Annotated in this window: 19 protein-coding genes; 12 read left to right on the top strand and 7 right to left on the bottom strand. The window is 69.1% G+C overall.

Annotated elements, in window-relative coordinates; all coding sequences use genetic code 11:
• Positions 1–59: 59 nt before the first annotated feature.
• Positions 60–2,789: a discoidin domain-containing protein gene (locus ACMCNK_RS33905; RefSeq protein WP_412741075.1), complete on the top strand. Its 2,730-nt coding sequence runs from the start codon at positions 60–62 to the stop codon at positions 2,787–2,789.
• Between the two features lie 90 nt (positions 2,790–2,879).
• Here the strand turns inward: ACMCNK_RS33905 and ACMCNK_RS33900 are convergent, their stop codons facing one another.
• Entirely contained in the window at positions 2,880–3,842 is a 963-nt protein-coding gene (locus tag ACMCNK_RS33900; RefSeq protein WP_412740403.1) for a patatin-like phospholipase family protein, read from the bottom strand.
• Positions 3,843–4,278: 436 nt separating this feature from the next.
• On the opposite strand from ACMCNK_RS33900, the gene ACMCNK_RS33895 reads away from it, so the two are divergent.
• Positions 4,279–4,650, top strand: coding sequence for a VOC family protein (locus ACMCNK_RS33895; protein WP_412740402.1), 372 nt, complete (start codon positions 4,279–4,281; stop codon positions 4,648–4,650).
• 4 nt (positions 4,651–4,654) lie between these two features.
• Here the strand turns inward: ACMCNK_RS33895 and ACMCNK_RS33890 are convergent, their stop codons facing one another.
• Entirely contained in the window at positions 4,655–4,783 is a 129-nt protein-coding gene (locus ACMCNK_RS33890) for a hypothetical protein (protein WP_412740401.1), read from the bottom strand.
• A 353-nt stretch (positions 4,784–5,136) separates the two neighbouring features.
• Here ACMCNK_RS33890 and ACMCNK_RS33885 point away from each other — a divergent pair, with 353 nt between their 5' ends.
• Both ACMCNK_RS33885 and ACMCNK_RS33880 read left to right on the top strand, forming a co-directional pair.
• Positions 5,137–5,895, top strand: a complete 759-nt coding sequence (locus ACMCNK_RS33885) for a hypothetical protein (protein ID WP_412740400.1) — start codon at positions 5,137–5,139, stop codon at positions 5,893–5,895.
• A 306-nt stretch (positions 5,896–6,201) separates the two neighbouring features.
• Positions 6,202–6,807: a GNAT family N-acetyltransferase gene (locus tag ACMCNK_RS33880; RefSeq protein ID WP_412740399.1), complete on the top strand. Its 606-nt coding sequence runs from the start codon at positions 6,202–6,204 to the stop codon at positions 6,805–6,807.
• Between the two features lie 261 nt (positions 6,808–7,068).
• On the opposite strand, the gene ACMCNK_RS33875 is transcribed toward ACMCNK_RS33880, so the two are convergent.
• Together ACMCNK_RS33875 and ACMCNK_RS33870 are read right to left on the bottom strand one after the other, a co-directional pair.
• Positions 7,069–9,099 (bottom strand): DHA2 family efflux MFS transporter permease subunit, encoded by a 2,031-nt coding sequence (locus ACMCNK_RS33875; RefSeq protein WP_412740398.1) that lies wholly within the window; start codon positions 9,097–9,099, stop codon positions 7,069–7,071.
• A 165-nt stretch (positions 9,100–9,264) separates the two neighbouring features.
• The gene (locus tag ACMCNK_RS33870; RefSeq protein ID WP_412740397.1) at positions 9,265–9,759 is read right to left on the bottom strand and encodes a MarR family winged helix-turn-helix transcriptional regulator; all 495 of its coding nucleotides are present in this window, start codon (positions 9,757–9,759) and stop codon (positions 9,265–9,267) included.
• A gap of 117 nt (positions 9,760–9,876) precedes the next feature.
• Between ACMCNK_RS33870 and ACMCNK_RS33865 the strand changes: the two genes are divergently transcribed.
• Both ACMCNK_RS33865 and ACMCNK_RS33860 read left to right on the top strand, forming a co-directional pair.
• The gene (locus ACMCNK_RS33865) at positions 9,877–10,251 is read left to right on the top strand and encodes a DoxX family protein (RefSeq protein WP_412740396.1); all 375 of its coding nucleotides are present in this window, start codon (positions 9,877–9,879) and stop codon (positions 10,249–10,251) included.
• Positions 10,252–10,394: 143 nt separating this feature from the next.
• On the top strand, positions 10,395–11,027 hold the full coding sequence (locus ACMCNK_RS33860; protein WP_412740395.1) for an FMN-dependent NADH-azoreductase: 633 nt from the start codon (positions 10,395–10,397) through the stop codon (positions 11,025–11,027).
• A gap of 233 nt (positions 11,028–11,260) precedes the next feature.
• Here the strand turns inward: ACMCNK_RS33860 and ACMCNK_RS33855 are convergent, their stop codons facing one another.
• Positions 11,261–11,851 carry a hypothetical protein gene (locus ACMCNK_RS33855; RefSeq protein WP_412740394.1) on the bottom strand — a complete coding sequence of 197 codons (591 nt, stop codon included), beginning with the start codon at positions 11,849–11,851 and terminating at the stop codon, positions 11,261–11,263.
• A 630-nt stretch (positions 11,852–12,481) separates the two neighbouring features.
• Between ACMCNK_RS33855 and ACMCNK_RS33850 the strand changes: the two genes are divergently transcribed.
• Complete coding sequence (locus ACMCNK_RS33850; RefSeq protein ID WP_412740393.1) at positions 12,482–13,870, top strand: serine hydrolase domain-containing protein; 1,389 nt, start codon at positions 12,482–12,484, stop codon at positions 13,868–13,870.
• A gap of 294 nt (positions 13,871–14,164) precedes the next feature.
• On the top strand, positions 14,165–14,485 hold the full coding sequence (locus ACMCNK_RS33845) for a GNAT family N-acetyltransferase (RefSeq protein ID WP_412740392.1): 321 nt from the start codon (positions 14,165–14,167) through the stop codon (positions 14,483–14,485).
• 173 nt (positions 14,486–14,658) lie between these two features.
• On the opposite strand, the gene ACMCNK_RS33840 is transcribed toward ACMCNK_RS33845, so the two are convergent.
• The gene (locus ACMCNK_RS33840) at positions 14,659–15,060 is read right to left on the bottom strand and encodes a hypothetical protein (RefSeq protein ID WP_412740391.1); all 402 of its coding nucleotides are present in this window, start codon (positions 15,058–15,060) and stop codon (positions 14,659–14,661) included.
• Between the two features lie 695 nt (positions 15,061–15,755).
• Here ACMCNK_RS33840 and ACMCNK_RS33835 point away from each other — a divergent pair.
• From ACMCNK_RS33835 to ACMCNK_RS33825, 3 genes are all read left to right on the top strand, one after another.
• Positions 15,756–17,684: a hypothetical protein gene (locus ACMCNK_RS33835; protein ID WP_412740390.1), complete on the top strand. Its 1,929-nt coding sequence runs from the start codon at positions 15,756–15,758 to the stop codon at positions 17,682–17,684.
• A gap of 239 nt (positions 17,685–17,923) precedes the next feature.
• The gene (locus tag ACMCNK_RS33830; RefSeq protein ID WP_412740389.1) at positions 17,924–22,165 is read left to right on the top strand and encodes a fibronectin type III domain-containing protein; all 4,242 of its coding nucleotides are present in this window, start codon (positions 17,924–17,926) and stop codon (positions 22,163–22,165) included.
• Positions 22,166–22,354: 189 nt separating this feature from the next.
• On the top strand, positions 22,355–23,554 hold the full coding sequence (locus ACMCNK_RS33825; RefSeq protein WP_412740388.1) for an MFS transporter: 1,200 nt from the start codon (positions 22,355–22,357) through the stop codon (positions 23,552–23,554).
• A gap of 44 nt (positions 23,555–23,598) precedes the next feature.
• Here the strand turns inward: ACMCNK_RS33825 and ACMCNK_RS33820 are convergent, their stop codons facing one another.
• Positions 23,599–24,471 carry a DNA-3-methyladenine glycosylase family protein gene (locus tag ACMCNK_RS33820; protein ID WP_412740387.1) on the bottom strand — a complete coding sequence of 291 codons (873 nt, stop codon included), beginning with the start codon at positions 24,469–24,471 and terminating at the stop codon, positions 23,599–23,601.
• Between the two features lie 127 nt (positions 24,472–24,598).
• Between ACMCNK_RS33820 and ACMCNK_RS33815 the strand changes: the two genes are divergently transcribed.
• Positions 24,599–25,588, top strand: coding sequence for a helix-turn-helix transcriptional regulator (locus ACMCNK_RS33815; protein WP_412740386.1), 990 nt, complete (start codon positions 24,599–24,601; stop codon positions 25,586–25,588).
• Positions 25,589–25,625: the final 37 nt, after the last annotated feature.

The raw sequence follows: 25,625 nt of genomic DNA, 5'->3' as shown, positions 1-25,625 counted from the left end.
GATTCGACGGTCCCGCCTGCCCCCGATGCAGTCTCCGATCTGAGGAGTACCCCGTGCACATGCCGCTCCCCCAGGCATCGCCGATCATCCCCGGCACCCGCATGCGGCGCTGCCCCCGGCGGCTCGCCCCGGTCGTCGTCATCACGATCGTCGTCGGCTACCTTGCGGCCGCGCAATTCCCGGCGCACGCCCACGGAACCCTGCTGTCCCAGGGCCGCCCGGTGCTCGCGTCCTCTGAGGAGGGTGCCGGCGTCACAGCGGCCGACGCCGTCGACGGCAACACCGGCACGCGCTGGTCGAGTCAGTTCTCCGACGGCTGGACCACCGTCTGGAGCGACGACTTCACCGGTCCGGCGAACACCGCACCGAACCCCGCCAACTGGCTCATGCGTACCGGTACGTCGTACACCGGAGGCGCCGCCAACTGGGGCACCGGCGAGGTGGAGACCGCATCCGACGCGAGCACCAATGTCGCGCTGGACGGCACCGGCAAGCTGGCCATCACCGCGATCCGGGACGGCGCCGGAAAATGGACGTCCGGCCGCCTCGAAACCCAGCGCACCGACTTCGACCCACGCCCCGGCGAACTCCTCAAACTGAGCGCGGTCCTCCGGCAACCCGACGTGGCCGACGGGCTCGGCTACTGGCCCGGATTCCGCGCCACCGGCGCCGCCTACCGGGGCGACTACACCAACTGGCCCGCCGTCGGCGAAACCGACATCATGACCGACGTCAACGGGCGCAACCAGCTGTCGCAGACCCTGCACTGCGGCACCGCCCCCGACGGCCCGTGCGCGGAATACGACGGCCGGACGAGCGGCCTCGCCAGTTGCCCCGGCTGTCAGAGCGGCTACCACGAATACAGCCAGGTCGTCGACCGGACGAAGACCGACGAGGAGATCCGCTTCTACCTCGACGGCCGGCAGACGTGGGTGGTGCGTGAGTCGCAGGTCGGGGTCGCGGCGTGGAACGCCGCCGTGCACCACGGCTTCTACCTGCGCCTCGACCTCGCCATCGGCGGATCGCTGCCCGACGCCGTCGCGGGCGGCACCACACCCACGCCGGAGACCACCTCGGGCGGCGTCCTGTCGGTCGACTCGGTCACGGTCGCCCGCGCCACCGGCACCGTCCCCGCTGCGATGGCCGACCCCGCCACCCCGACCGGACCCTCGACGGTCCGGGTCACGGGCACGCAGGGCGCCTGGCAGCTCACGGTCGACGGCGCGCCGTACCACATCAAGGGTCTGACGTACGGTCCGCCGCAGGCCGCCGCCGACGGTTACCTGCGCGACCTGCGCGACATGGGAGTCAACACCATCCGTACCTGGGGCGTGGACGACACCGGCACCCCCACGCTGCTCGACAAGGCCGCACAGCAGGGCATCAAAGTGATCGTCGGGCACTGGCTGAACCAGGGCGCCGACTACGTCAACGACACGACCTACAAGACCGCGGCGAAGGCGGAGATCGTCGCCCGGGTCAACGCGTTGAAAGGCAGCCAGGGCGTGCTCCTGTGGGACGTCGGCAACGAGGTCATCCTCACCATGCAGGACCACGGCCTGCCCGCCGCCGAGGTCGAGGCGCGGCGGATCGCGTACGCGCGGTTCGTCGACGACCTCGCGCAGGCGATCCACGCGGCGGATCCGAACCACCCGGTCACCTCGACGGACGCGTACACCGGCGCGTGGCCCTACTACCAGCAGTACGCGCCGCACCTCGACCTGCTGGCGGTCAACTCCTACGGCGCGATCGGGACCGTCAAACAGGACTGGATCGAGGGCGGATACACCAGGCCGTACATCGTCACCGAGGGCGGACCAGCCGGGGAGTGGGAGGTGCCCGCGGACGTCAACGGCGTACCCACCGAGCCCACCGACCTGCAGAAACGAGACGGATACCGCAGCAGCTGGGATGCGATCACGGCGCATCCCGGGGTGGCGCTCGGCGCGACCGAATTCCACTACGGCACCGAGAACGACTTCGGCGGCGTCTGGCTCAACACCGTCACCGGCGGATGGCGGCGCCTCGGCTACCACGCGCTGCGGCAGGCGTACACCGGACAGCCATCAGCCAACACGCCGCCCGAAATCACCGCCATGGCCGTGAGCAACCCGACCGCCGTACCCGCGGGTGCGCCGTTCACCATCACCAGCACGGCCACGGACCCGGACGGCGACCCGATCCGCTACAACCTCATGTACTCCGACAAGTACCTCACCGGCGACACCGGCCTGACCAACGTGGTCTTCACCGACCACGCCGACGGTTCGTTCACCGCCCGCGCGCCGGAACGGCTCGGGGTGTGGAAGGTCTATGTGTACGCCTTCGACGGCCAGGGCAACGTGGGCATCGAACAACGCTCGTTCCGGGTCGTGCCGCCCACGGTCACGGGCACCAACTTGGCCCGCGGCCGGACGGCCACCGCCTCGTCGTACCAGCCGACCGGCGCGAACGGGCCGCAGACGGCCGCCTACGCGGTTGACGGGGACTACGGCACGAGGTGGGCCAGCGAGTGGGTCGACACCGCGTGGCTGCAGGTGGACCTCGGCTCGGTGCAGGCGTTCGACCATCTTCAGCTCGCCTGGGAGGCGGCCTACGCCAAGGCGTACACGATCCAGGTCTCGGCGGACGGCACCACCTGGACCACGCTGTTCAGCACCAGTACGGGCAACGGCGGCTTCGACGATCTCGACGTCACCGGCTCCGGCCGGTACGTCCGGGTCACCGGAACGGCCCGCGCGACCGGGTACGGCTACTCGCTGTGGGAGTTCGGCGTGTACCGCACCTGATCCGACCGACAAGGCCGCCCACTGCTTGCCGGGCCGATCAAGTATCGCGAGATCTGGAACCCGTGCGGTCTCTTCGGGGCGGCGTCGGACTCACGGGTTCCATTCGGCGAGTGCCTTGCCGGCCTGCTCCCGGCCGTACTCGATGATCTTCTTCGCCCGGCCGGGTTCGAAGTTCAGGAAGTCGTTCACGCTGAAGCCGAGTTCGGCCGGTTCTATCAGCAGAATCGGAACGTCACGCTTGACCGTGGCCTCGGGCGCGGCGCGGGCCAGCTGGTTGACGGTCTTCGCGTGGTCGAGATCAGCGGTGAGCGCGAAATGGACCACGTTGTCGGCCAGCAGCGCCATGGCGGCACCGAGCGACGTCGGTGTCGGCGCGGGGCGGGTGATGCCGGCGCCGGAGGCCACGATCACCCGGTCCGGCTGGTACCGCATGGCCGGTGCGAGCGGGGTGTTCGTCACCAGGCCGGCGTCGACGAGTCCGTGGCCGTCGCTGTTGCTGCCGGGCGGGAACAGCATCGGCACCGCGGCGCTGGCCAGCACGTGGTCGACGGTGAGGTCGACTGTCCGGAACGTCGCATCGTACCGCTCCGGCGGGGGCGGCGCGGAACAGAAGCGCACGACGTTGCCGGTGCTCTGGTCCACGGCGGAGACCACGACCGTGACGCCGGACCGCGGCTGGATCGCCGTCCCGCCGAGGTAGGTCGCGAGTGTCCGGCGGGCCGGAGCGGTGTCCAGCAGCCAGGTCCATCCGACCGCGTCCAGGGCGTACTCGACGAGGTTGAGCCTGGGCCGCAGCAACTGCCGCACATTGACCGCCCGCCACAGGTCCAGCCGCGGCCGGTAGATGTCGTGCCAGCGGATGTCGCACCACATCCTCGCCAGCGTCTCGGCGTCGGTGCCGGCGCCGACCACGCAGGCGTTGATCGCACCGGCCGACACCCCGGACAGGACGGTTGGCCGCTCCCCCGCCTCTTCCAGGGCCCGGATCACCCCGGCGCCGAAGTACGCCGCGGGTGCCCCGCCGCCGGAGAGGACCAGCGCCGTGCCGGTCATGACGAGACCTTGGCCCGGTGCGGCCCGTGCCCGATCGGGCCGAGGCGCTCGCCCGCGAACCCGTCCCTGCGCCAGCCGGGACGACCTCTCGCCTGATCGGCGTCCCGCATGCCGGCACAATGTGAAATCCGGCGTTCCATGAGGCCCCCGTAACCCGCGCGCCGAATGATCCCCCGCCATCCGAAGGTTACCGAGGGTAGTCGTCTCCGCGGGGGCGCGTGGGGGATTCCAGCGATCCGTCCCGGCCTAAGCTAGTCGTTTAACCTCCGGTCCCCATCCGGCGCCACGGCTAGGCAGCCGATGCGTCGTCGACGGCGACTACAGCGAGTGCCGGTCGACCAGCCGGGGCGTGGGCAGAGACCGGGCCAAGCGCGCCTTCTCAGATCCGGATATCCGCGGACCGGCATATGCGCGGCGCAGGCCGTAGGGTGCCGTTGTGACTGAGTTTCGCCCGGTGAGGCTGGTGGCCATCTCGCTGGACTGTCCCGACCCGCAGCGGCTTGCCGACTTCTACCGGGGGCTGCTTGGGGGCCGCCAGTTGTGGGCGAAGGAGTCCAGTGTCGGAATCGAAGTGCACGGGGCTGTGCTGGTAGCGCAACAGGTCGCCCGTCATGTTCCCCCGGTTTGGCCGGGAACGGCGATCGTGCACCTCGACCTCACCGCCGACGATCTCGGGACGGCTGAGGAGCGGGCGGTAGCGCTCGGGGCCACGCTGCCTGAGCAGCCCGACTCGCGGTGGCGGGTACTGCTCGATCCGGCCGGCCATCCGTTTTGCCTGACACCGTTCACACCGGACTCGGTAGCCTGACCGATCATCCGCAGCCGGCGGGCCATGAGGGCAGGTTCGCCCAGGTGATGTGCGCGTCGGAGTGTTCCGGGAGGCGTTCGTGGTCGCGGACGTTACGGCGGGCGCGCATCAGCCAGGACAGCGACCGTTCCACGATCCACCTGCGCCCCGAGAACGGATACGTCTCGAGGCTGCCCCGAACAGGCCGCCGCCGTGGCGTCGCACGTTCGGTGCCGCCGGCCACAGGTTCCCAGCTCTGTCTATCAGGTAGTGGCGCATGCTGATATCCTGCCGACCTCTTATTGATCATGGGGGTCAGGAATGTCAATGCGCCATGCCGTCCGGGCGGCTGCCCGGGCGTCGGTGGTCGTCGCCGCTGTCGTCGGTCTGTCCGCACCCGCGTACGCGGCCGAGACCACGCCCTCCGCGCCCGTCGTGGAGGACGTCGACCTCGTCTCCGGCCCGGTCGACGCGAAGACCGAAGCTCGCCCCGGTACGAACCCGGCGGTGCCGATCGAGATCCGCAACGCCGGCACGAAGGCGGTGCCCGGCGTGGCGATGCGCCTGACGACCTTCGACCGGTGGGTGATGCCCAACCAGTACAGCAACTGTTGGTACCTCACGCCCGGCCGAGGCAATTTCGACGTCCACTACGCGATCTGCAAGTTCGATGTGGAGCTGGCTCCCGGCACCACGTACAAACTTGCCGAATCGCCGATGGTCCTGCTGGCCCGCGAGCCGGGAACGAAGGCTACTTACGACTACGAGCACCACTGGTACACCGCCGACCAGATGGACAAGCTCGGCTTGCTGAAGCCGCAGCCGCCCGGCTACTCCTACCAGCCGGGTAGCGGTGGCGTGCTCACTCTTGAGCCGGCAGCGCCTGCCGTCTCCGGGCAGCACGCTGAGGTGATCGACTCCAACGACGCGAACAACAAGTCGCACGGAACCATCGTGATCGGCGCGAGCGCGGTTTCGCCGTCACCGTCAACCTCTGGGTCCCCGTCACCTTCGACTTCGACCTCGACCTCGACCTCGACCTCGACCTCGGCCTCGGTCTCGGCGGCACCGGTCCGCACGGTCTCGGCGGCACCCTCCGGCGGCGCCGTCGCGGGTAGCGCCGGTTCCGGCGCCGGCACCGGTGGTGCTCTCGCGATCACCGGTGCGAACGCGGCTGTCGCCGCGGTGGCCGGTGGCGTGCTGATCGCGGGCGGTCTCGCGGCGTTCTTCGTGGGGCGCCGCCGCAAGGCCTCCTTCACGGCCTGACGTTCAAGGTGGGTGGGATCACCCGGGCGTCCTGCCCGGGTGATTCGATACTCGTGCGACCGCACTCATCCGGTGCGACTTCTCTTCCGCGGCGCTCGCGCTCCCAACCGGCTCGCAGCGACCGGCTCACGAGCAGCCCAGAACACCATGGACGCCCGCGCCTCACCCAGCAGCCGCCCACCACAGACCAGACAACTCCGCAGCGCCGGCCTGGCCGGTGCCCGCCCGGCCACGACCGGCTGGCGTACGGCCTACTGGGTCATCGCGTGGCCGCCGCACCCGCGTCCTCCACTTAAGATCCGCTGTATGCCGACCACCACCACCCGGTTCATCTGGCCGATCGGAGACGGCGTCGTCCTGATACCTCGCACGCCGGCGATCGCTACGGCGTACCACACCCTGGTTGCCGCTAACCATGCCCGCTTGGCTGTCTGGTCACCCGGCGGCGAGGAGCCCACGCCGGAAACCACCCGCACCGCACTGGAACGCTCCGGACATGCCTGGCTGGACGGCAGCCGCCTTCCGCTGGCAATCGGCGTGCAGAGCGACGAGGGCCACCGCCTCGTCGGCGCGATGAATCTGACGATCGACAGGTCCGCGGGAAATGCCGACGTGGGTTTCTGGATCGACGCCGCCGCCGAGGGCCGAGGCCTGATCACCTGCGCGCTGGACGCCGTACTCGGTCATGCCTTCGGTGATCTCGGCCTGCACCGCGTCGAGATGCGGACCTTGACCACCAACGACCGCAGCCGCCGCTTGGCGGAACGCTTGGGCTTCACCCTCGAGGGCGTCCTGCGCGGTGCGGTCAAGTTTCCCGACGGCCACCGAGATGTAGCGGTGTACGCGATGCTGGCTGGGGAATATTCCGAGCCGTCACCCACAGCCGCGAGAACCGGCGCGACAACTGATTGAGCTGACCGCCGACAACGCGCGGGCAGTACCCCGCTCCAGACATGCCCCGATCACCGTTCTCTCGCCCGACAGCCGCAGGGTGGTCCAGCCGGCTGGCAGCTTGCCGCCGGTACGCAGCGCCGACACCGCGTCCTTCGCGTTGCGCCGCGTCCCGAACGCCTTGTTCATTTCGTAGTGGTCCTGCGGATCCTCCAGCCAGCCGCCAGAATGACGCCGTTGCCGGCATGGACACCCTCGATCGGGTTCCGCCCGGGGATCTGTTCACCTGTCGGCTGGTTCGTGGGCGGGGGTTTCGTTGAGGAGTCTGCCGGCGATGTTGGTCAGGGCCTGGTCGAGCTGGGCTCGGTCGTCGGGATCGGTCATCGTGATGTCGTCGAGGTGTGTGTCGAGCCATTGCCGCCAGGCGTCCTGGATAGTGCCGAGCTGTTCACGGCCGACGGGAGTCAGGGCGATGACGCCGTCGGTCTGCTCGGCGTAGCCGGCCTGGCACAGGTCGGTGAAGACGGGTTGCAGCACCTCGTGCGGTAACCGGTACACCCGGGCGATCGCGGTCAGCTCGGCCCGGCCCCGGGTGCTGGTGTGCAGGTGGGTCTGGCCGATCGCCCAGGCCTGAGCGGGGCTGAGGACGCCGCCAGTGCCGGCCAGGACCTGTTCGAGGACGACCCGTGCGCCGGCCTGGCGCATGATGTCGCTGACCTCCCGTTCGAGCTGAGCGACGCGGTCGGCGGAGGTGGTGGGGGCGGAGAAGCCGTCGCCGACGTCGGTGGCGGCCGCGCGGGCGCTGCCGCGCAGCGGCACCTCCTTGAGGAAGCACGCGACGATGAAACCGAGCAACGCGACGGGCACGACCCAGCGGAAGACGTACTGGATGCCGCTGGCGTACGCGTCGATGATCGGGGCGGCCTGCGCCGGCGGCAGCTGGTGCAGCAGGTGCGGGTCCCTGGCGGCCGCGACGGTGCCGGCGGGTGCGCCCGCGAGCGCGGCGGCCAGTTCGGACGCCAGGTGGTTGCCGTACAGGGTGCCGAACGCGGCGGTGCCGAACGCGCTGCCCAGGGTGCGGAAGAACGTGACTCCGGAGGTGGCGGTGCCCAGGTCGGCGTACGGGACGGTGTTCTGCACGGCGATCGTGAGCACCTGCATGGACAGGCCGATGCCCAGGCCCAGCACGAGCATGTACAGCGACTCCAGCCATGTGCTGGTGGTGCGGCCCATGGTCGACATCAGGAACAGGCCGACGGCCATGACCGCGGTCCCGGCGATCGGGAAGACCCGGTACCGCCCGGTCCGCCCGATCACCGAGCCCGACAGGATCGAGGTGATGAACAACCCGACGACCATCGGCAGCGTGCGGATCCCGGAGGCGGTGGCCGAGACACCCTTGACGTACTGCAGGTAGATGGGCAGGAACGTCATGGCGCCGAGCATGGCGAAGCCGACGATGAAGCTCAGCACGGAGCAGACCGTGAAGACGGAGTTGCCGAACAGGCGCATCGGCAGCATCGGCTCGGAGACACGCCGTTCGACGGCGACGAAGGCGGCGAGCAGCACCACCGAGGCCGCGATCAGGCCGATGATGACCGGGGAGCCCCACGCGTACTCGTTGCCGCCCCAGGACAGCGCGAGGATCATGCTGGAGGAGCCGAGCGCGACCAGCGCGATGCCGAAGTAGTCGACGATCGGGCGGCCGGGGGCGCGCAGCGACGGCAGCGTGCGGGCCGACACGGCGAGCACGACCACGGCGACCGGTACATTGATGTAGAACGCCCACCGCCAGCTCAGATGGTCGGTGAACAGCCCGCCCAGGGTCGGCCCGACCACGGTGGTCACGCCGAAGACCGCGCCCAGCGCGCCCTGATAGCGGCCCCGGTCGCGCAGCGGGATCACGTCGGCGATCAATGCCATCGAGGTGACCACCAACCCGCCCGCGCCGATGCCCTGCACGGCCCGGGCGGTGATGAGGAACAGCATGTCGTGCGCGACGCCGCACAACGCCGACCCGGCGATGAACACCACGGTGCTGACCTGGAAGACCAGCTTGCGGCCGAACAGATCACCGAACTTGCCGGCCAGCACAGTGGCGACCGTCTCGGCCAGCAGGTACGCGGTCACCACCCAGGACAGGTGCGCCGCGCCGCCAAGGTCGGCCACGATCGTCGGCAGCGCCGTCGCCACGATCGTCTGATCCAGTGCCGCGAGCAGCACGCCCAGCATGATGGCGACGAAGATGGTGTTGATCTGCCGCCGGCTCAGCACGGGCGGGGCGGGGCCGTCGGCCACTGCGGAGGTCGCCATGCCGGAAGTCTCACTCGGCACACGGCGCGGTGTCACCGGTACCGCAAAACCCGGGGCATGGCTTCGAACGTACGACCGCCCGCGGCGAGGGAGGTCCGAGCTGGCCACGCTCCCGGGGGAGAATTGTTGATCGAAGTTTGCCCGCTGGGTGATGTCATCGCGGGGTCAGGGTAGGCGGCCGGTGATGCAGGGGTCGCCCGGGTCGATCTTCGCGACGATGCGGCGCCCGATCTCGCCGAGCTGGCGCTGCTGGGCCTTGGTGAGCGCGTCGAAGATCAGCCGTTGCACCTCGGCGACATGTCCGGGGGCGGTGGCCACGACCTTGTCCCAGCCTGCGTCGGTGAGGATGGCGAGGGTGTAGCGGCCGTCGGCCGGGTCGGGGGTGCGCCGAACCCAGCCGCGTTTCTCCAGCCGGGCCACGACCTGCGAGAGCCGCGACAGTGATCCTTCGGCGAAGCCGGCCAGCACGCTCATTCGCAGAGTGCGCTCCGGCGACATCGACAGTCCGGCCAGCACCTGGTACTCGAAGTGGCTGAGCCCGGCGTCGCGCTGCAACTGAGCGCCCAGGGCCGTGGGTAGCCGCATCATCATCCCGGTCAGCGCCAGCCAGGTCTGTGTTTGGTCGTCGTCCAGCCATCGCGGCTCCTGAGCAGCTTCCATGCATCGAGCATAACTTCACATCTGAAGTGATCCAACCTCGATTTGACTTGTATGTTGAAGTCATCCGGAGTTACGGTTTGCTCAACGCTTGAAGTCATCTGACGCCTGGAGAACCTCGTGAACATCGCCCTGTGGATCATCGCCGGAGTGCTGGCCGCCGCCTTCGCCGCTGCCGGCGTGATGAAGCTTTCCCAGCCGAAGGAGAAACTCGCCGCGTCCGGCCTGGCCTGGACCGAGGATTTCAGCGCCGGCATGGTCAAGCTGATCGGGGCGCTGGAACTGCTCGCCGTGATCGGGCTGATCCTGCCTGGGCTGTTGGGAATCGCGCCGATCTTCGTCCCGCTCGCCGCGACCGGCCTTGTCCTGACGATGATCGGCGCGATCGTGGTGCACGCCCGCCGCAAGGAGTACTCCGGCATCGGCGTCAACGTGGTCCTGCTGCTGCTCGCAACCGTCGTGGCGTGGGGCCGGTTCGGCCCGTACTCGTTCTGATCACAGGCCCTGTCGTCGGGCCGTGCCAGGTCCCCCTCTCAGTTTCCAGCGGCGTTGTACAGCCGTGGGCCAGCCCCGCACGCGGAGTTGGCCGATATGACGCGCCCGATCCACCAGTTCACACAAGGAAAGAGCAACCAACCATGACCCTGCTCCGCGTTGACGCCAGCATCCAGGGGCCCCGGTCCGCCAGTAGCGAGCTGGCTGACCTCGTCCTCGCCGAGTGGACCGCCGTCCACCCCGAGCGGCCCGTGGTACGCCGCCACCTCGCGACCGACCCGCTACCCGCCGACGCCTGGGCCGCCGCCATCGGCGGCGCGTACACCCCCGCCGAGCAGCGCACCGACGCCCAACGCGCGGCGCTCGCCGTGGCCGGGGAACTGGCCGCCGAACTGCGGGCCGCCGACGCCGCGGTGCTTGCCATGCCCCTGTACAACTACGGTGTCTCCCAGCACACCAAGACATGGATCGATCTGGCTCTCGCCGGTGGCACGCTCGGCGAGAAGCTGCTCGACGGCAAGCCCGTTGTCCTGCTGACCACCCGCGGCGGCGCCTACGGCCCGGGCACCCCGCGCGAGGGCTGGGACCACAACACCGACTACCTGCGGCGCATCCTGGTCGACATCTGGGGTGCCGACCTCACCGTCGTGGAACGCGAGTTCACCCTGGTCGGCATCAACCCAGCGCTCGACGAGTTCACCGACCTTGCCGCCGAAATGAAAGCCACGGCCCACGACGCCGCCACCGCGGCGGGCAAGGCCCTCGCCACCCACTGACCCCGCTACGGCGCCGCGCGGGACGAACCTTGCTGGCGGTCAGACGAACAGGCCTTGTGGATCATCGCTAGCCTGCTGGCCGCCGCCTTCGCCGATGCCGGCGTTATGAGCGGTCCCATCTGAACTCACACCCGCTCCTCGCGTCCGCCACCGGCAACGCCGACTCCCGGTACGGCGGAAACGCCACAGCGGCGCGAAGACAGGCCAGGAACACCTCCGTGGACGACACGTCGTCAGCCAGGCCAGCCGGCTAGGTACTCCTCGAAGTCGACGTCTCGTCCGATCTCGCGCCACCCAGCCACCTCGACCGCAAACGGTGGGCCGACCAGGACGGGAAGTCGGTGCGCCAGATGCCGGGCAAGGAAACGCCACACCGCACGGTTCAGCTGAGACTGCCGCGAATTGGCCGGCGCCTCGGACCCACCCCGGTGGAAGAACACCACCGCGCCAGCGGCGTCTCGCACCGCAACCCCCAGCCCGATCCGCTCCCTGCACTGCGGGCATGCGAGATAACCCTCGCCGGAAACGTCGAACCCCCGGTCGCGATGCTCAGCGAACGCACCCTCCGGCCACCCGGCCAGGTACTGCGCGAACGGCCGGTCCCCGAACGCGTCACCACCGATCGTCGGCGTGGCCGGATCGGCGGCGTGATCCTCCGGAGACTCTTCCAGGACCGGTTCGAGCACATGCCCCGCATGATCAGCGAAGATCTTCCACAAGGATCCGGACATCTCCCGATCGTCGCTGTGCTTGGGATACGACTCGTGGAACGCGTAATAGAGGATGTCGTCCCACGAGTTGCGCAGCGGCTTACCGAGTGCCATGCGAGCATCGCGGCACCAGCAGTACAGATAGGCATCTCTACTCAACGCAGACCCCGATCACCCGAACGCGCCCATGCCACGACCGCCCGGCATCCAGACGCCGCGCGGCTTCCCCTTCGGGTCATGGAACGCCACCCACATGTCCTCGTACCTGGCCAGCTGTTCATCTGACCGCTGCCGCCAAATCCGTCCATCATCGTCTTGACCGCCTCGGGCGGGCCGCGCCCGGTAGACGCCGTTGCCCGACCCGGTGACGAGCCCGAGGGCGACGAGCCGGGCGCAGACGCCCCCCGCATTCGACAATGGCAGAGCGTACGAAGACGGCGCACCGCAACGCATCGGATATCCACGCCGAAGCGGCCGCTCAAGCCTCGACGACGGCGCCGTACTCATCGATCATGCTGGAATCTCAAACCCGCAGGAAATCACCATCGAACAGTAGCCGGAGGTGGTTGTCGCCCAAGGCGGACCGAGGGGTGTCGGCGACCAGCGTGGCGATCTCATGGGCGGCGAGCGTGGGTGCGATGCGCTCGTTGCCTGCCGGCTGCCGGGTGCGGACGGTATGCCGGCCGCATAGGCATGGCGTTCGCGGGCTCCCGTCGGCCCGAGCTAGGCAGTTAGGATAGCCGCATGCCCAGCCCCAGTCGCCCTCGGTCCACATTTGACACCGCATATTGGCAGCAACGTCTACACATTCTCGCTGAGAAGCATCGCGTGGCTGGTGCAGCCCTCGGCATCCTGTCAGGCGACAAGGTCCTGTGCGCTGCGTATGGGATGGCGAATGCCAGAGCCGGGCTTCCGGTTCAGCCTGACACCGTGTTCCAAATTGGTTCAATCACCAAGGTCTACACGGCAACGGCCGTCCAATGTCTTGTCGCCCAAGGGCTGCTGGATTTGGACCGGCCCGTATCGACCTGGCTGCCGGAACTCCGGCTGGCGGACGGCCTGGAGAATCGGATAACGCTGCGCCACCTTGTCACACACACCAGCGGTATCGCTGGTGACATCTTCACGGACACGGGACGAGGCGATGATTGCCTCGAACGATATGTTGATGCACTGGCCCCCGTGCCGCCGAACCTTCCACCGGGCGAGACCTTTTCCTACTGCAACTCAGGTTTCAGCCTGGCGGGCCGGGTCATTTCGGCGGTCACCGGCAGGGTGTGGGACGCGGCGATGCATGACCTCGTCTTCAAACCGCTCGGCCTCAACAATACAATGACGTTGCCGGAGGAGGCGATACTCCACAGTGCTGCTGTGGGACATGAACGTCAGCCCGATGGCACCTTTACTCCGGTAGCGCGCTGGGTTCTGCCTCGGTCCGGCGGCCCGGCTGGCGGAATCGTCTCATCGGTAGGTGACGTGCTCGCCTTCGCACGCTTCCATCTCCACGATGGATGCGTCCCGAATAACGAAGCAGTGCTTCCGTCGGACCTCATACGCGACATGCGGTCCCCGCAGGTTGGATTGCCGTTCGATAATGGTGAGACAAAGTCAGTAGGTTTGGGCTGGTTCCTCCAGAACTGGGGCGGACACTCACTTTTCGGGCACGACGGCGATACCATTGCCCAGAGCGCGTGCCTCCGCATCATGCCATCGAAAGGCCTCGCGGTCGCACTACTGACAAACGGAGGACCTGCCCGCGACCTCTACCGGTCCTTGTGCAACGAAATCTTCGCCGAACTCGCCGGAGTTTCTCTGCCGCCACTCCTACAGCCAGAGCCTGACCCTGAACCGTTTGATCTCGAGCGGCATGCCGGCGTTTATCAGGGCTTCGAGGACAACATTGAGGTCGTACGACACGAAGGAGTACCGCTTCTGCGGTGGACCTTCTCGGGCTCGCTCGCAGATGTCATGCCGACCACGGAAGGCGAATACGAAACCGTGGTGGCCGGTCCTGACCTGCTGCTCCATCGAGATCCAGGCCAAAGCCGATGGTGGCCCGCCGCGTTCATGCAGCTACCTGATGGCAGAGCGTGCCTCTACGCTGGGAACCGCGCATATCCACGAGAGCGTTAGCTCCCAGATTTCCGACAAGCGAAGGAACTGCCGCCGTGACAGCAATGGCTTTCCGCGCTGCAAGTCTCCCGGTCCGCCCGCTACCAGCACACCCATGGCCGGTTCGCCAACGGCCCATATCATCGGCCGATGATCAACGTCCGGAGAGCCACCGCCGCCGACGCCGCAGAACTGGTCCGGCTTCGCGGCGTACTGATCGCTGCGATGCAGGGCCACGAGCCCGCGCACGGTCGATGGCGCGAGTAAGCACAGCAAACACTCGAGAGGCGACTGGACGATGCCGAGCCCACCCTCGTGTCCTTCGTCGTTGCACAGCCGGACGCCCCGAACCGGCTCGCCGCCTGCGCCGTCGGCACCGTGGAAACGCGCCTCGGCGGACCGGGCAACCCCAGCGGCATGACCGGCTACATCTTCAACGTCGCCACCGATCCCGCCCACCGACGCCGTGGCTACTCCCGGAGCTGCACCACGGCCCTGCTGGACTGGTACCGCGCCCGGGGCATCGTCACTGTCGATCTGCGCGCCACACCAGAGGCTGAATGGCTTTACCGATCGCTCGGCTTCGTCCGCACGCCAGACCCGGCCATGCGACTCCAGTTGCCTGGAACCGCCTGAGCACGACGTTCACGGAAAGCCCGCCAGAGCCCCGTTCTCACGAACGAAATCAAGCCTCGTACGGCCGCCAGGCCGCCCCGGGGGCGTGGCAGCCGGGCGCCCGGACCACCCGCGAACACCGCGGCGTCGGCACCCGTACCACCGCTCCGGAAAGAGCGGTGAAGTGCTGACGATCAGGGCAGCGGTGGCTCGGGCGGGGTGCCCTGCGGATACGGTGGCGCCGACTGGGGCGGGACCGGCGGCGGGTTCTCACCGGGCGGAGGATACGGGCCCTGCTGCGGCTGGTGGCCGGGCGGCGGGTAGCCGGGCGGTAGGTAGGAGCCCTGCTGTGGCTGGTAGCTGGGCGGCGGGTAGAAGCCCTGCTGCGGCTGGTGGTAACCGGGAGGTGGGTACGGCCCCTGCCCGAAGTTCTGCGACGCGGAACGACTGCGCGACGACCGCACCGACACCACGATCGCTGCCACAATGCCGCCGACGACGACGAGACAGCAGCAGATCCTGCTTCCCGCGAAGCCGATGTTGTACGCCAGGCTGTCGCTGGACTGCGCCGCCACCATGGCGGTCTCCCACTTCACTCCTACGCCTCCCCGTCGTCGCGCGCAGGGTGCGGGACCCCACCGAGCTTGATCAGATTACCTACATGCGTGGGCAGGACGTTCCCGGCTCCAGACAGACTCCGCCGGTCGCCGACACGCCCCCAACGCCACCGCCACCAGCCCTATGCAGCTCGATCGCGGAGCCTGGCTCGGCGAGCAACCGTACGATGGCGGCCCGCTGACCGCGCAAGGATTGGCAGTGTGTGTGGAGCTTGGGCTACCGAAGTAGCCTTCAGTAGTTATGGGCTCGCTTCTGCATTGCTATTTGTCGTGGTGCCTGAGTTGGAGCCGGTACCGCGTGATTCGGCCCGTGAAGTAGCTGGTCGTCGCGCGTCGGGCGTACTCGACTGATCTCACTGCGCCCGCTGGGCGTTGGTCGGCCGTTCCTGAAGGCTGCGCTTGTCCCCGGTCGTGCATCCGCGCGTGCCTGGTCCAGCACTGGCCGGACTCTGAACTCATCGCGCCCGCGATGTGGGGGCAAACAATGCCTTGAGGTCCTGGCGGGATCCGGCTGGATTCTGGTGTGACCGAAATTCTTCAGTAAGCGCGCAGACTGCCGATGGTCCGGGTCGCGCTTACATAGCGTTTCACCTTCGTCACTCGCTGACGTCAGCACTCACATCCGAGTGCTCGATGGCCTTCGCTGTGGCTAAACCCGTACCCGAAGGGCTCCCGTGAAGATTCGCACCGGCCTCAGTGCCGGCCTCGCTGCCGCCACCATCACCACCGCGGTGGCGGTCAGCTCCCCCGCGCTGGCCGTTTCCCCGGGCGGACCTTGGCACGTTCAGGTCGGTGCTTCCGGCTCCTCGCCCAACGGGATGGCGGTCTCCGGCGACGGCACGACCGCGTACGTCCTGAGCAGCACCGACGGTGACGGGGCCACGGTACGCGTCACTCCGGTCGATCTGGGGTCCGGCACGGGCGCCACTCCCCTCACGCTCACCGCTTCGTTCGCCGTCGGGATCGCGACCAGCGGCGACGCTGTTGCGGTCGCCGGCCAGGACGCCCAGGGCAACTCGGTGCTATGGCCCATCACCGGGGGCGAGTTCCAGCCGGCGATCCCCCTCACCAGTCCCGATGGCCCCGGGATTGTCAGCGACGTGACGTCGACCGGCACCGGGTTCACGGCGGTCGGACAGGTCAACAACTGCCTCGAAACGTGGCAGTGGGCGCCGGGCGACGGCACAGCGACTCCCAGCACACCAGTGTGCTCCGAGGACTACATGTACTACCCGTTGCATGTGGCCGCGCAGCCGGGCACCGGCACGGCGTACGCCGTCCTCGCGGGCTACCCCCAGGACGGCTCGCCGACGCACTACGAGCTGCGGAACATTTCTGCTCCCGCCGCCGCACCGATCACCCTCCCCGCAGACCTCGGCTACGTGTCCGCGATGACGGTGGGTGCCGACGGCGCCGTTTACCTCGCCGGCAACGGGGACGGCGGCCGGATCGTCCGGATCGACCCGAGTGACCCGAGCGCGACCACCGACCGCGACACCGGCCTGTCCGGGGGAGCAACTCAGCTCAGCCTCGTGGGCAGCGACCTCTGGGCCGCCACCTGGGCCGGGGTCAGCGTCCTCGACCCGGCCGGCACGACCTCCTACACGGCGGAATCGCCGGCGCCGGTGATCGCCGTCGACCAGGGGGGGCCGCAGTACTTCGCCGCCACGCCGAACGCGGTCTACCTCGTCGAGGCATCCGACTCGACGTTCCGCAACTCCGACGGCGTCGTCGCGCCGGGTCTGCTCAAGGTCGTCGCCCCGTCCGCACCCACCGCCCCGACGGTCGAGTTCAACGGGACGACGGCGACCTTGACCTGGGACGACACTGCGAACGGTGGCACCGCGGTCACGTCCGCGACCGTCATCGCGAACGACCACACGACGGACGTGACGCCGCCCCGCGCGACTGCGGCCGTGAACGTCAGCGACAACCAGGCCGAGGTCACCGTCACGGGCCTCGTCCCGGCTCACTTCTACGTGTTCGCCGTGAACCAGTCCAACGGCTTCTTCACTAGCGACTTCGGCACCGCGACCGGCACCGCCCCGCTCCCGTTCACCGCCACGCCGTCGAGGATCGCCGTGGCCGGCACGCCGGTGGTCGGCAAGACCCTCACGATCACGAACACCGGTTCGTGGACGGCGGGCGCCCAGCTGACTTACGTCTGGTACGCCGGAGCGAAGAAGGTCGGCGCGGCCGCGTCGTACACCCCGACGGTCGCCGACGCCGGCACCAAGATCAAGGTCGATGTCACCGGCGTCGCTGCCGGTCATCAGGCATCAGTGGTCCACTCCGCGGCCGTCGGGCCGGTCACCAAGCCGGTGTACAAGGTTGCCCACAAGCCCACCATCACCGGTAAGGCGAAGGTCGGTGCGACCCTGACCGCACACATCACCGGCCTCCCGAAGGGCGCGAAGGTCACGTACCAGTGGGGCGAGGGCTTCGGGCAGTACGGCGACGCGATCGGCGGCCCCACCACCAAGAACACGCTCAAGGTCACCAAGAAGATGCGCGGTGGGCGGATCTCGGTCATCGTGACCGTGACCGTGCCCGGGTACTCGAACGGCACCGCGTCCAGCGCTCCGACCGCGAAGGTCAAGTAACCTCGCCGGCGCCGCGTCCTCCGGGCCCCGCGGAGCCGCACGAAACACGCCAGGCCCGTCCTCCCCAACTGGGAGGACGGGCCTGGTCAATGTCGGCACGGTCCACTCTGACCGGACGGCGCGGGAAGATGCCGGACCCGTGACAGCGGAACCGCTCAAGGCAACACGCATGTCGCCGATGGGGCAACGGTGACATGGGAACCGATGCCTCCACATGCGTTGACAGGACGGTCACGGGCATGAAGCGCGCTCTTCGCCGGGTAGTTCCGGCGGCCCTCGTACTGACCCTTGCCAGCGGTGCCGCCGCGACTGCATTCACCCGCGCCGGCGACCTGTCCGGCAGCGACGTGAACGGCGTCGACGTTCCCGTGGGTGCTGCGTCGACCCATGATGCCGTGTTCACTGCTGCCCATGACGGTGACGCAGGGGCGACGCAGTCGGATGCGACGCAGACGACCCGGGTGCTGCCCCAGGCGATGCACGGTCAGGCTGCGGTGCGCACGCTCGGTGACCGGCTCCCGATGGTCGCGGCCGTCAACGGCCGTAGCGTCACGGCGCTGAAGAAGCTGCTGACGGAGGACCCGACAATGTGGGTCTCCCAGTCCGGCCGCATCTTCGTCAAGGACACCCTGCCCGCCGACGACACTGCCGCGATGTCCACACCCGGGCACCTCACGGCGTCCGCCTCCCAGCCGCTGGCGCAGACGTTCACCCTGCACTCGCTGCCGGGCAGTCGCCGGACCATCTACCTCGACTTCGACGGTGCGGACGCCACCAGCCTTGCCTGGAACTCCCAGGCTGGTCTCGCAGCGGGCACACAGCCCGGCTGGGACCCGGCGCAGGACGGCCCCGGGTTCAGCGACGCCGAGAAGGCCTCCATCCAAGAGATCTGGGCCAGCGTCGCGGAGGACTACGCCCCCTTCGACGTCGATGTCACCACCCAGGACCCAGGCGACGCCGCCCTGATCAAATCCAGCTCTGGTGACCTCGACTACGGCACCCGCCTGGTCGTCACCGACAGCGACTCGGCCTGGGCCAGCCTGTGCCACCGCAGCTGCGGTGGCATCGCCTGGCTGGGGACGTTCGGCGCGCAGGAGACCGGTCAGTACCAGGTTGCGTGGGTGTTCTCCCGCGGCGCCAGCAACCTGGCCCACCCCCTGTCCGAGGCAGCCGCCCACGAGATCGGCCACACCTTCAACCTGACCCACGACGGCACCGCCACCCAGGGTGACGGCAGCTACTACGGGGGCCACACCGGCTGGGCCCCGATCATGGGCGTCAGCTACTACCACGCCGTCACCCAGTGGTCCAAGGGAGAGTACGCCGACGCGAACAACCAGCAAGACGACGTCGCCGCCATCGCCTCACGTGCCCCGTTCCGTCCCGACGAGGCCGGAGACACCCGGGCCACCGCTGCTCACGTCCCGGCCGGCACCGCCTACATCACCAACCGCGACGACGTCGACTACTACGCGCTCGGACAGTGCACCGGGCCGGTCACGGTCACCGCAAACCCGGCCGCCGTCGGCGCCGACCTCGACATCAACCTGAAGATCGTCGACGCCACCGGCTCCCCCGTCGCCACCGCGGACCCCGCATCGGCCGAGTCGAACGCCATCGAGCCGTACCCGTTCGACACCAACCAGGGCGTGACCCTCCCGCACGCCGCGGGCATGGACGCCGCCGTCTCCGTCACGCTGCCCAACGGTCGCTACTACGCGATCGTCGACGGCGGTGGAGCCCAGGAAGGCGGCAGCGGTAACCCCGTCACCGACTACGACGACTACGGCAGCATCGGCGCGTACACATTGACCGCCACCGGCTGCACCGCCGATGCCACCATCCCCGGTGCCCCGACGAATCTCACCGCCACGATCTCCGGCACCGACGGTCTGGCCGTGACGTGGGCCGCCCCGATCAACAACGGCGGCGACGCCCTGATCGGCTACGACGTCACCCTCGACGGCGCCGCACCGACCCGCGCCGGCGCCGACGTGACCACCAAGGCGTGGCCGAACCTGACCACCGGCGTTCACACCGTGACCGTGGCTGCGGTCAACACGCACGGCGCCGGCCTCCCCGCCTCGATATCGGCGCGTCGCACAGTCCCGGCCGCACCCACGTTCTTCGGCACCCACATCGCTTCGGACCAGCAGAGCCAGAACCCCAACCTTCTCTACTTCTACATCGACTTCCTCCCGCCGACCGACGACGGGGGCAGCACGATCACCGCGTACAGGGTCGAGGTCGAGATCCGGCCGGGCGTGTGGGAGACCATCACCGTCCACCAGGTTGATGCGTACGCCCCGAACATCATCGCGTTCGGCCACGGCGTGTCGTTCATGCCCGGCCATCCGCCGCAGGGCATGCGCATCTCGTGGATCAACGAGGTCGGCGAGAGCGCCCCGCTGACCCGGCAGGCCCAGATCCCAGGCCCGCCGATGCTGCTCGGCATGGACGACATGACGATCACCCCGGACAGGCTGGCCAACACGCTTCGCGTTCAGTGGCACGACCCCTACCACGGCGGCCACCCCATCGAAGGCACCCGCCTCGGGTTCGCGCACATGCCCGACCCGGACAACGTGGACACCGACCACTGGCCCGTCACCGACGTCCAGGACGTCGGACCTAACGTCCACGACGTCACCTTCATCAACGTCGCCGCGGGCGAGCACCTGCTTGCCGTAGAGGCGTACAACGACCTCGGCCCGCGCCGGCAGATCTTCTCCGTCACCATGCCCGCCCTGCTGCCTCCGGACCCGGTCGCGGAGTTCGACCCGGTCGCACTCGACGCACGCGCCGGGACCGCGACCGTCCAGTGGAAGGCTCCCGCCACCGACCCGCTGCTCCCGATCCTGGGCTACGACGTCAGCATCGACGGCGCCCCGGCGGTTCGGATCACCACGACCAGCTACAAGCTGACCGGCCTGGCGCTGGGGTCCACCCACACGTTCACGGTGTCCGCGGTCAACCGGGCCGGCGTGTCCCACCCGTACGGGCCCCCCGACATCCGCGTCGTCACCACTCCGGCGCCGGTCACGAACCTGGCCGCCACCGTGGACCGGACCTCGTCGAACAACCTGACGGTCAACGCGACGTTCACCAGCGCCGCCGACAACGGTGGCGAGTCCGGCGACCCCCAGTACTGGTTCCGGATGCAGCCTGTTGACGGGCCTGATGGGTACTGGCAGCCCACCGGGTCGACATCCCTGACGGCGCAGTGGCTCGAGCCCGGCCGGTACACGCTTCAGGTTCGCACCCACAACGCCAACGGAGACTCGTCGATCACCAGCCTTCCGGTCACGGTCAGGCCCACCGAGGTGCCCGGCTTGGTCACCGACCTGCGGGTCAAGCACCTCAACCTCGGCGCCGGTACTGCCACCGTCACCTGGGGCGCCCCGGAGGACGACGGCGGATCCCCGCTGTGGAACTACTGGGTCAAGGTCACCGACCAGACTGCGCCGTCCGGGACGACAGCACCGGTCGACGGCCTGAGCTACGCGCTCACCGGCCTGGTCACCGGCCACACGTACCAGGTCGAGGTGCACTCGTGGAACACCATCGGGGACTCCCCGGTCGCGTACGCCACGTTCGTCGCGGCTTCCGCACCCAGCGCCGCGACCTCCCCGCAGGCGACAACCGACCGCCTGGCACGTACGGTGACCGCCACCTGGGGCGCACCGCAGAACGCCGGCGGCGCCGACGTCAGGCACTACTACGTGCGCCTCGATGCAGGTGACTGGCTGCAGCTCAGTGGCGACGCGGCGTCGTACACGTTCTCCCACGTGACCACGGGCGAGCACACCGTGCAGGTGCGGGCCGAGAACGGCGCGCTGGACGACGACGGGAACCCGGCGACAAGCATCGCGATCAGCACCGCCACGATGCCGGCCGCGCCCGTGGCTCCGGGAGCGGTGGTCGGCCTCAAGTCGACCCCCGACGCCGCACACGAACGCGCCGTCCTGTCGTGGTCCACGCCGGCCAGCGACGGCGGCACCCCGGTGACCGGCTACGACATCGTCGTCGGCGACAAGGCGTTCACCACCGCCGGGACCACGTTCACCGCCACCGGCCTCAAAGTCGGCACGGTCTACCGGATCACGGTGAGCGCCCGCAACGCCGTCGGGTCGGGTGCCTCGAGCGCTCAGACGGTGACGCTGACGACCACGCCGGGCGCACCGAAGATCGGCGCAGTCAAGGCGGGGAAGGCCGGCGGCTCCACAACAGTCGTGTTCACCTGGGCTCCTCCGACCGTCACCGGCGGCACCCCGCTGCAGGGGTACGAGGTCGTCGTGTACACGCTGAAGAAGGGTCGCATCATCGGCAGCAAGGCCTATCCGGTCGCTGCCGGCAGGCTGTCTCTGGAGGTCAAGCTGCCAGCCAAGGCAGGTGTCACGTACGCCGCCGCCGTTCGCGTCAAGAACGTGGTCGGCTGGAGCCCGCTCAGCGCCCGGTCCAAGGCTGCCGCCCCTCGCTGACCATCGAAGTCGGTGGTGGTGCATGTGCAGCAGCGCGGAGAGCACCTGGTCGGCGTTCGCGTCGTCGGGCACCGCGCCGCGGTATCGGACGAAGGCGGCGTTCCGGCGACACCACCAGCGGGCTGCCAGCCACTCGCATGGGCCATATTTGATCGTTCGCGCCATCGGAGAACCCTACGATCGACCATTGTGCTGATTGAAGCGAAGGCGAATCAGAGCGGTGTGCACCGCGGGCTCTATCCCCTTGCCGTCGTCTTTGCCTGCACCGGCCTGGTCGGTGCACTGTGGATGCCACTCCTGCCGCTGTTTCTCACCAGCGCGGTCCACGCCGGTCCGGTCGAGGTGTCGTTGTTTCTGGCCGTCAGCCCGGTGATGGCGGTGACGGTGAGCACGGTCGTGGCCCGGCTGTCCGACCGGTCGATGCGGCGGCGGGTGGTCATGGTGGCGGCGGCCGGCGCGGGTGCGGTCGCGATGGTGTTCTTCTCGGTGCTGCGCAGCTATTGGCCGCTGTTGTTGCTGGCGCTGACTCTGCTGCCGCTCGCCGGCACGCTCTACCCGCAGTCGTTCGCCTACGCGAGGCAGTGGCTGGACCGCTGGGGCAGCCGGCAGTCCGCGTTCGTCATCACCGCGCTGCGGACGCTCACCTCGATGGCCTGGGTGGCGGGTCCGCCGGCCGCGGGCCTGCTCTTCAGCCTCGGTGGCTTCACCGCCATTTTCCTGTCCACCGCGGCATTGTCCGCGGCCGCGGGGATGGTCGTCCTGCTGCGGATAAAGGAGATTCCACGGGTTGCGCCGGCGGACGCCGGCGCCGCGGCGGAGCCCGGCCCGGAGGAAACGTCCGGGGCGGCTGGGCGCGGTGAATTCCGGCTCACCGTGGCCGGCTTCGTGCTGTTGCAATGCGTCTCGGTCCTGGGCGTGAGCGCCATGTCCTTGCACGTGACCCACGACCTGCACCACTCCGTCCAGGACTCGGGCCTGGTGCTCGGTCTGTGCGCGGCCCTGGAGATCCCGCTGATGCTGGGCGCCGGCGCATTGTCCCGGCGGATGCCGTTGCGCCGGCTGGTGATCAGTGGCGCGGGCTGCGGCGTGCTGTATTTCGCGGTGGCCTCCTGGACCTCTCAGTTGTGGGTGCTGGGTCTAGCCCAGCTGGGGAACGCGGCGTTCATCGCCGCGATGTTGGGCCTGGGCATTTCGTACGTGCAGGACATGCGCCCGGGACAGCCGGGCCGGGCCACCACCGCGTTCACGAACGCGTATCCGATCGGTTCACTGCTGGCGAGCCCCGTGTTGGGCGCGGCAGCCCAGTTCGGATATCGCAGCCCGTACCTGGTGGCCACCGCCTGCTGCGGGCTCGGGACCGCCCTGTTGTGGCTGGCGCGACGAGGATAGATGCACTGGCGCAGCCTCGCTGACGCCGCACCGGGCCGCCGCAGTCACCGTCGGAGCGCTGTTGCTGACCGGCGGCGTTCGGCGACGTGCACGAGGACCGAACACCACATCCGGTACGGCCGCCACGCGCTCGTGAGCGCGTCGAGCTGGGCCGGTGTCGCTGCCGCGGGGAGACCGTAGAAGTGCTGAAGTGCCGCCTGGGTGATGACGTCGCCGGGGACCGCGTCCACTACACCGGCGCCGCGCAGCACGATGCCCGCGGCGAAGAAGTCACCGATGCCGCGCAGCATCCGGGTCTGTGCCATGGCCTGGTCGAGCGGTTGGCGGCGCAGGCGCTCGCGATCGAGCACACCATCGAGGGCTGCGCGGGCGACGCCGTGCAGCCGCCGCATCTTCTCGTCGGACAGGCCCGGCAGGGCCTCGATGTGGAGTAGGCGCTGCGGGGTGGGGAACGCGAACGCCCGCGTGCCGGCGACGGTGATGGCCGCACCGTTCCGCTGGGCGATCCGTTCGCGGATGGCGCGGCCCTGGACGATGCCCAGCCGGTGCGCGATGACCAACGCGCATGCCGCCTCGTAGGGAGAGTGGAACAGCACCGGGCGCAGGAATCCGTGCTCGCGCTGCAGGGCACCGACGACCGGGTCGAGCTGCCCGATGCGCGGGTATCCGCTTCCGTCCACGTCCAGGGAGAGCGCACAAAGGGCCTGCTGCCAGGCGCGGCCGGGGTCAGGCGTGCCGGCGACCGTACCCGTGACGCTGCCGTCCGGATGCTGACGTACCTCCACGGCGGCGCTGTGTTGCCATCCCTCGACCGGGAAGGCCATCACGATGCCGCCGCCGTCGGCCGTGGCTCTCCAGCCGCCGAAGTACCGGTTCTGGTTGCTCAGGTCGTACGGCCCCTGAGGGGTCATGGTCAAGGTTCGCGCCGCGGTCGCGAGCAAGGGTGCCTCCCGTGTCCAGGTGATCTCGTCGGGTTTCCGTTCCGGAGAGTCTGCCGATCTATACAAGACATCGTGTGTCATGTTTTCTGGATAGGATCCCGGCGTGCGCGCCGACCGACTGCTGTCCCTGATCCTGCTGCTGCAGGCGCACGGCCGACTTGCCGCGCCCGACCTCGCTCGCCGCTTGGAGGTGTCGGTTCGCACGGTCCTGCGCGACGTCGAAGCCTTGAGCGCCGCGGGCGTACCCGTGTACACCGAGCGCGGCCGCGGCGGCGGCATCCGCCTGCTTGACGGCTATCGTGCGGGGCTGGCCGACCTCAGCCGCGCCGAAGCTGCCAGCCTGGTCGTCGGCCAGCACCGGTTGGCAGCCGACCTCGGTCTGGCCGACGCCCTGGACAACGCGATCGAAAAGATCATGGGCGCCGGCGGGCAGGCCCTGCGCGGCGGCATCGAGCACGGGAAGGCCAGCATCCTCGTCGATGTCGACCCGTGGATGCGCTCCGGCGAACCGGTGCCGTTGCTGCCCGCCGTGCACGACGCGGTCATCCGCCGACGCCGCGCCGATCTCGAGTACGCCGACAGCCGGGCACGGGCGCGTACGGTCAGCGTCGACCCGCTCGGGCTGGTCGCCAAGGCCGGTGTGTGGTACCTCGTGGCCCTCGGGGCGCCCAGGTCAGCCGAACCCGCACTGTTCCGGGTGTCCCGGGTGCGCTCCTGCCGGATACGCGACGAGCCCGCCGCCCGGCCCACCGGATTCGACCTCGGCGCGGCATGGCACACACTGCGTGACAGGGTGGAGCACCGGCAGCGACACCTGATCGTCCACGTCGCGGTCGCTGCCGCGGAGCTCGCCATGGTCCGCCGCCTGCTCGCCGACAGGATCACCAGTGGCGGCCAGCCGCAGGCCACGGTGCCGGCGGCAGCCGCCCAACCGCGACTGCGGCTGCGCTTCGCCGGCACCGGCGAGGCGGTCGGGGCGCTGATGGGCCTGGGCACCCGAATCGAAGTACTCGACCCGCCGGAACTACGCGCCGCCCTGTACCAGGCCGCCCGGGAACTGGCCGACCTCTACACCCCGGGGTCGGCTCGGTGAGCAACGGCGGTGTGCATCCCCGCGACGGACGCTTCGG

The organism is Krasilnikovia sp. MM14-A1259 (genome assembly GCF_047159535.1).
Taxonomy (GTDB): Bacteria; Actinomycetota; Actinomycetes; order Mycobacteriales; family Micromonosporaceae; genus Actinoplanes.
Note: the sequence above shows the minus strand (reverse complement) of the source record. Positions and strands in the feature narration are given on the sequence as shown.

What these genes read in the sequence shown, in the direction of transcription:
- ACMCNK_RS33905 (WP_412741075.1), top strand. Translation starts at nt 60, where the DNA reads ATGCCGCTCCCCCAGGCATCGCCGATCATCCCCGGCACCCGCATGCGG.
- ACMCNK_RS33900 (WP_412740403.1), bottom strand. Translation starts at nt 3,842, where the DNA reads ATGACCGGCACGGCGCTGGTCCTCTCCGGCGGCGGGGCACCCGCGGCG.
- ACMCNK_RS33880 (WP_412740399.1), top strand. Translation starts at nt 6,202, where the DNA reads ATGCCGACCACCACCACCCGGTTCATCTGGCCGATCGGAGACGGCGTC.
- ACMCNK_RS33875 (WP_412740398.1), bottom strand. Translation starts at nt 9,099, where the DNA reads ATGGCGACCTCCGCAGTGGCCGACGGCCCCGCCCCGCCCGTGCTGAGC.
- ACMCNK_RS33870 (WP_412740397.1), bottom strand. Translation starts at nt 9,759, where the DNA reads ATGGAAGCTGCTCAGGAGCCGCGATGGCTGGACGACGACCAAACACAG.
- ACMCNK_RS33860 (WP_412740395.1), top strand. Translation starts at nt 10,395, where the DNA reads ATGACCCTGCTCCGCGTTGACGCCAGCATCCAGGGGCCCCGGTCCGCC.
- ACMCNK_RS33855 (WP_412740394.1), bottom strand. Translation starts at nt 11,851, where the DNA reads ATGGCACTCGGTAAGCCGCTGCGCAACTCGTGGGACGACATCCTCTAT.
- ACMCNK_RS33850 (WP_412740393.1), top strand. Translation starts at nt 12,482, where the DNA reads ATGCCCAGCCCCAGTCGCCCTCGGTCCACATTTGACACCGCATATTGG.
- ACMCNK_RS33830 (WP_412740389.1), top strand. Translation starts at nt 17,924, where the DNA reads ATGAAGCGCGCTCTTCGCCGGGTAGTTCCGGCGGCCCTCGTACTGACC.